Consider the following 6,295-nt stretch of genomic DNA (forward strand, 5'->3'; position numbering starts at 1 on the left):
AATTCTTCCTAATTTATAGGTTTTGTAATCCGGAAAGAGCTCCTTAGCCAAGGACAAAGTATCTAAATAGGTGTAAGCAAAGTCATAGCCTAAGACCTTAGCATTATGCTTTAAGAAACCCAGATCAAATTCAGCATTATGAGCCACCAACACGCTTCCCTCGATAAAATCCAGCAGTTTGGGAAAGACCTTTTCTATGGTTTCTGCATCGTTTACCATATCATCGGTTATGTTGGTAACCTCTATTACCCTAGCTGGAATCGGCTTTTCTGGATTAACAAAGCAGCTGAACTGGTCGATGACCTTTCCATCTTTGAGTTTCATAATTCCTATTTCTGTGATTTTTTCGGTTACAGCTGAGAAGCCGGTGGTTTCCAAGTCCAACACGCAATAGGTAGTATCAATGCTCTGGCCCTTGCCGTTAGTTACCGATGACTTTTTATCCGGTGCCAAATAGGCTTCCACTCCATAGATAACCTTCATGTTCGGATTATCTCGTCCTAAGAGCTTATGGGCCTCGGGAAAAGACTGCACCACGCCATGATCCGTAATGGCAATAGATTTCATCCCCCAGCTCATAGCTCTTTTAATCAGATCAGTAGCACTGGTCATGGCATCCATCTGACTCATCTGGGTATGCATGTGCAGCTCGACCCGCTTCTCCTCTGCCCTATCCTGCCGCTGAGCCTTCTTCCTGCCTGCTGTTTCTACGATCGTATTGGCAATAAGCTCAATTTCCCCGGAAAACTGGCTAAAGCCGGCATTTCCGGCCAGCTTGACCCCCTTAGCCTTTTTAAGCCTGGATAATATTTCACCATCTTCACCGGGCTTGATGAACGCCTTACAGGTCATGGAACTTGAGCCGTCATATAAATCAAAGGAAATTAAGGTTTTTCCGCTTCTTAATTCCTTGGCTTCGATATTGGATAGTTCGCCCTGGATAGCTATCCTGCCCTCATCCGGTGTAATGTCCGTAATTTTAATGACCGTGTCCTTAATATTCGCGTTTCTGCCTAAGATCAAGGAAGGATCGCCTTTTTTTCCGTCCTTCTCTCCGTTATTTTCCGGCTTTATCGGCCCAGCTTCCTTAGGGAATTCAGAGGCATAATGGCTTGGTGTTGCAGCCGCTTCCTTTTGAAGAAGCAGAATCTCCGTTTCTTGTGTAGCTTCTTGCAGCCTTTTTAATTCTTCACTGCTTACATTATCGACAAAATTGATTTGATAGGTGGCGTCGTAGAGGTTTTTGATGGTCTCTTGGATTTTTTTATCGTAACCCCTCGCTTTTAATAAGTAGGAAACTGCCGTTTTAAACGTAAATTTGATCGAATGATTTTGTGCTATTTCATAGTCACAATTTTTGAGCGCTCCATTTAAGACCGGATGTTTATCGGCCAACCATGACAAAATATTTTTGAGTTCCTCTTCTAAGGGCTTTCTATGAGTTCCCTCAGTGTAAACGACCGTGATGATTGAATCGTCTAAGGCTAATCGTTCCCTTATAAACTGATTTAGGGATTCAATTTCACTTAGTTCAATATATTTATCAGAGCTGATTTTCATCTCCAGAGTTTTTGTACTTTTAGTTAAGACCACTGCTTGTACAATAGCAGTATTGAGGTTATCCTCTGCTTCATAATCACTAAAAATTTCACTTATTCTTTTCATGTACTTCGTCAGTCTCTCCTAAAAATTTTTTCCGGTTTAGACACGAAGACACTGTCTTCGCACGTGCTAGGCTTTCCTGAAAGACACCGTCTTCGCACGTGTTAGCATACCTGAAAAGGGTCGTTCGGGTCAGGCAGCTTCCCGCACATCCGTTCACTCAGCATTCCGAGGCTCGCCCACGCGCTTTCGCGGGAGCTTCGCCAAACCTCCGGGTAAAACCTGAAGTGAACCGCTGGCCATGACGATAAGCGGACGAGCTTATCGCCACACTGCAGCTCATTACGCATACTCCTGCAGTGTGGATTGGCCGAGTGTCCCCGAAGCCCACGAAAACACTGTTTTCGCACGGATTACCCTTCTTGCAGACACTGTCTTCGCACGAATTATTCTTCTTGCAGGACGGCGAGAGGGGACCCGTGGCTCCGCTTCCCCGCAAAAGCTTTGTGGGCTTTACCGCCTCTCCATGAATTCGTTCACTCCTGTGCGAGAAGCTTCCTTTGGGGTCTGCGGATTTTTTGGATATTTTTTGGCTATTTTTTGGCTATTTTTGGATATTTTCTGGATATTAAAAAATAGACACGACTTGCTGTTAAATCGTGTCTTAGCTTAGCTAATCTTATCTTACCATCAATGACCGTCCTCTGAAAAGGTAAATTTGACAGAAGACGTTCCTTTTCTACAACTGGGACAGACTTGCAACTATGCGGCGGAATTCGGCTCGGCAGAAAATTCCCGTGCTCTAATATCCGGCAGGGTAACAGCAAGCACAATTCCCAGGATTGGCAGCAAACTGATAATGTTTATGGTCAAGGGTAGACCAAAGTGATCAGCGATTACTCCAAGTATGGTTACCCCAATTGAACCCATGCCGACTCCAAAACCGAGCAACATCCCTGAAGCAAGTCCAATATTATGAGGCAGTAGCCTTTGTCCGAATACCACAGTCGTGGAAAAAGTCGAGATCAGTGCTGCTCCGACAATAAAAGCCAGAATGGGAATCAAAAGGCCGTTTAAATGCAAAAAGGGAAAGATTGTGATGAGGCAAACAAGCATCGAAACTAACAACCCATTTTTTCCTCCATAACGGTCTGCAAAAGGACCGCCCAAAATCGTGCCTACCGCCCCTGCAATTAAAAATGTACTCACTAAATATTCAGGTTGAGTAATTCCTCTAAAACTTGGAAAGTAAAATGGAATAAAATAAACCAGACCGGATTGTATCCATGATCTTATCGTTACATACAGTAGCAAGATTATTAAGCTCCCGACCCTAACCCTACTTTTTGCAGTTTGTTTTATATTCTTTTTATGCTTGTGAGCTTTTTCAGCCAGGATGGACTTAAATCTGGGCAATAAAAACAAGAAGAGCAGCGCGGCCAAAGTCCCAGGAATCATAACACCTTGAATGGACTTCAGTCCGGCAAAACTTAATACAAACACGGCCAGCATAGGACCAAGGCCAAAGCCGAGATTTCCTCCCACTGAGAAAATCGCCATTGATGCCCCTGCTTTGCTTTCTTCGCTGAGAAAATGGGCTAATTTAGATCCTTCAGGGTGGTAGCCCGCTACCCCGATACCGCTTAGCAGCACCGCAAGCAACAATAGTCCGTAGGAGTGGACCATACCTGTCAGAGCCAAACCAGAACCTGAAAGAAAAAGACTTACGGGCATTAACCAAGGCATGCTGTATCGGTCGCTTAGCACTCCGAAAATCGGCTGGATAATAGCTGAACTAAAGGTAAATGCCAGGGCGATTATACCAACTTGAAAATAGCTGAGCTGAAAACTTTTCGCTAACACGGGAGTTAAAATTGGCAGGATCCCCTGCCCTAAATCAACCACTAAATGACCGATGCTCAAAAAAATTAAATACATGTTGCTCAAATTACTGCGCCTCTTTTCTCAGATTAAAAAGAAAAAGAAATCTGTTCTATGGCATAATTTCGGCAAATCTCACGAATACTCCTCTTTTTTCATATCTTCCGTATTGATCCGTTGTTTATTATTGCTTTCTACCCCTCCTGCAATTTCATGTTACTTGCCCGAAGTGTGCCCATAAGTTTACAGTTACGCCCGGCTAAAATCCATGCTTCGTCTTGGCGGAACAGCCGTTGCCGGAAACATAGGCACAAAAAGGTGCGTACTTGTATATTTATTCCTTGCCATTATAATGAAAGTGTCTGTGATCAAAACAAGGATTAAGTAAATTATAGGAGACGATATCTGATGGTCAAAGTACTTTCTATCAACGGCGGTCCGCGCAAAAATTGGAATACGGATACTTTATTGCAAAAAGCCCTTGATGGAGCTAAATCCGTGGGAGCCAAAACAGAAGCTGTTCATTTGTATGACTTAAATTATAAAGGCTGCACCAGCTGCTTTGCCTGTAAGAGGAAGAATTCGAAGTTTGTCGGACACTGCGCTATGCAGGATGACTTAAGTGGGGTTCTGGAAAAAGTTCTGGAATCCGATGTTCTCTTCTTGGGATCACCCATCTATTTTGGCAACGTTACCGGTTTAATGCGTTCTTTCCTGGAACGGTTGCTTTTTTCCAACCTTTCCTATAATGAGGGGCATCGCTCCGTTTATCCTGGGAAGTTGTCCTCCGGTTTTATATATACCATGAATGTTCCTGAGGAGTTTCTCCAGCGAGTAAATTATGAAGCTCTATTTGAACAAACTAAAAATAGCCTGCAATTACTCAACGGAACCTCTGAATTTATGATTTCCGCCGATACCTACCAATTTGATGACTACTCCAAGTATGAAGCATCCATGTTCAATGAAAAACACAAATCCCAAATAAAAGCAGAGCAATTCCCGCTGGATTGTCAAAAAGCCTTTGATATGGGAGCCAGGCTGGCAAGGGTTTAACGTCTTTTACAATACAAGCCGCCGTTTCATGTGAACGGTGGCTTGCTCTTTACTTACAAGAGTGATCTTTGCGATAAGACACTGCCTCCATAGTTGCTATCTTGATTTTGCTCATGTAAGACGTCGATTCAATAGAATCCTGTACGATAGTTTCGTTTTACCTCTGTCGCACGTGCGACTATCTTGTCTCCGATTTTAGCTGATTCAATAAACTGGATAGTTGTCGAGAGTCGTAAAGATGTTTTTCCATATGCATTGCAGGCTGCCGAAAAGGCATGACCTGCTAAAGCACAAATAACTTCTAGCACTGTTTCTGTGAACGTACGCACGTTCACTCCTGCAAAAATAAGGGCTATTGTTTGACATATAATATATTTTCATCAAACAATGTCAACGTTTCCAGTCCTTTTTCCCCCACAACAAAAGTGTTTTCTATTCCCACAGCACCTTCCGGGAAAATAAATTTTGGCTCTATGGCTATGACCATGTTCTTCTCCAGTGGCGTTTTAAAACCTAAGGCCAACACCGGCCATTCATTAAGTTCTATACCTATTCCATGTCCAATAAAAGGCACGGGCTCGGAGTAGCCCATAAAATGCTCTCCGTATCCGGATTCGGCCGCCATATTAATCGCATACCAGTAAATGTCCTCGCACAACGCCCCCGGTACAGCCATCTGCTTAACGGCCTCTTGAATGAGTAAAGCTGTCTCATGAGCATGTACAAGTTTATCCGGCAGTTGACCGATACAGAATATCCGGGTTTGGTCTGCCAAATAACCGTCTTTAACCCCTACAAAATCAATCATAACTGGCTCATTCCGGGCTATTTTTTTATAGCCTGCTCCCTGTGGGAAGGAAATGCTTACTCCCAGTCCACCGGTGGGACTTTCCATACAACTAGGTATGGCCCCATTAGTGCCGGACAATACGTGGCCATAATAAACTTCCTGGTCAAATCCCCGCATTTTTACAGTGCCCGAGTGTCCTGCCAGGCGATACACCATCTCCAGCTGACCCGCCAGTTCTAATTCAGTAATACCCTCTTTTAAATAGTCCTTAACCCGGGAAAATAGAGTGTAATTAAGTTGGGCGGCGTCCCGGAGCACCTCCAGCTCAAAGGATGACTTAACCATGCGCACAGAACGAATTAATCCACTGATATCTACAATCTGAGCACCCTCAAATAGCTTTTGAAAAAGCAGGTACAGCGCCGCAGGCAATACGTCCAGCTCAAGCCCCAAGGTAGTTATGTTATTATATCCATACACATTTAGCATTTTGGTCAAGTCTTTCACATTAGCCAAGGGAACGATATCTTCCAACGCCGATTCTCCTTGGGCACGGGTAAAGCTTCTTTTCACCATCAACAAAGGCTTGCCCTCCGCAGGGATAAACAGGTGGGCACGATGAGCGGTGCCCGCAAAATAAAACATATCCGCGCTATCCACGATTAACGCACCGTCAACGCCTTTTTGCTGCAACAGTTTTTGCAATGCGGTAATCCGCCTTGTCAGTTCACCTGCTGGAGTCAACCTCATTATATAACACCTCTCTTTTCATGTAAGTTAAATAGCGAACGTACGGACGTTCACTTCTTCTTTAAACAATAAGGACCGTTGTTCAAACACTGATAACAAAAGTCCTTTCAGAATAGCAACTTGTTGTTGACTAAACCTTTGGCCAGGGTTTCGTGGAAAGATATAACCATTTCTACCATTTCTTCGTTAGTTATATCCTTTAATACTATCCATTTG

General features: G+C 43.7%; 6 protein-coding genes. 2 read left to right on the forward strand and 4 right to left on the reverse strand.

From position 1 onward, the window contains the following. Nucleotides 1–1,665 (reverse strand): exonuclease domain-containing protein (locus tag UF75_RS24025; RefSeq protein ID WP_045577046.1); only part of this gene is annotated, 1,665 nt, incomplete at its 3' end. A gap of 238 nt (nucleotides 1,666–1,903) precedes the next feature. Between UF75_RS24025 and UF75_RS24030 the strand changes: the two genes are divergently transcribed. Then, a complete protein-coding gene (locus UF75_RS24030) occupies nucleotides 1,904–2,275 on the forward strand; it encodes a hypothetical protein (RefSeq protein WP_045577047.1) in 372 nt (123 codons plus the stop codon). 89 nt (nucleotides 2,276–2,364) lie between these two features. On the opposite strand, the gene UF75_RS24035 is transcribed toward UF75_RS24030, so the two are convergent. After that, nucleotides 2,365–3,540, reverse strand: a complete 1,176-nt coding sequence (locus UF75_RS24035) for an MFS transporter (protein ID WP_242860411.1) — start codon at nucleotides 3,538–3,540, stop codon at nucleotides 2,365–2,367. Between the two features lie 351 nt (nucleotides 3,541–3,891). On the opposite strand from UF75_RS24035, the gene UF75_RS24040 reads away from it, so the two are divergent. After that, nucleotides 3,892–4,539 (forward strand): flavodoxin family protein, encoded by a 648-nt coding sequence (locus UF75_RS24040; protein ID WP_045577049.1) that lies wholly within the window; start codon nucleotides 3,892–3,894, stop codon nucleotides 4,537–4,539. Nucleotides 4,540–4,667: 128 nt separating this feature from the next. On the opposite strand, the gene UF75_RS24045 is transcribed toward UF75_RS24040, so the two are convergent. Next, nucleotides 4,668–4,868: a hotdog domain-containing protein gene (locus UF75_RS24045; RefSeq protein ID WP_197079526.1), complete on the reverse strand. Its 201-nt coding sequence runs from the start codon at nucleotides 4,866–4,868 to the stop codon at nucleotides 4,668–4,670. Nucleotides 4,869–4,891: 23 nt separating this feature from the next. After that, entirely contained in the window at nucleotides 4,892–6,079 is a 1,188-nt protein-coding gene (locus UF75_RS24050; RefSeq protein ID WP_045577050.1) for a Xaa-Pro peptidase family protein, read from the reverse strand. Between the last annotated feature and the right edge of the window lie 216 nt (nucleotides 6,080–6,295).

The sequence above is a fragment of the Desulfosporosinus sp. I2 genome (genome assembly GCF_000960765.1).
Classification (GTDB): domain Bacteria; phylum Bacillota; class Desulfitobacteriia; order Desulfitobacteriales; family Desulfitobacteriaceae; genus Desulfosporosinus.

What these genes read in the sequence shown, in the direction of transcription:
- UF75_RS24030 (WP_045577047.1), top strand. Translation starts at nt 1,904, where the DNA reads ATGACGATAAGCGGACGAGCTTATCGCCACACTGCAGCTCATTACGCA.
- UF75_RS24050 (WP_045577050.1), bottom strand. Translation starts at nt 6,079, where the DNA reads ATGAGGTTGACTCCAGCAGGTGAACTGACAAGGCGGATTACCGCATTG.
- UF75_RS24035 (WP_242860411.1), bottom strand. Translation starts at nt 3,540, where the DNA reads ATGTATTTAATTTTTTTGAGCATCGGTCATTTAGTGGTTGATTTAGGG.
- UF75_RS24040 (WP_045577049.1), top strand. Translation starts at nt 3,892, where the DNA reads ATGGTCAAAGTACTTTCTATCAACGGCGGTCCGCGCAAAAATTGGAAT.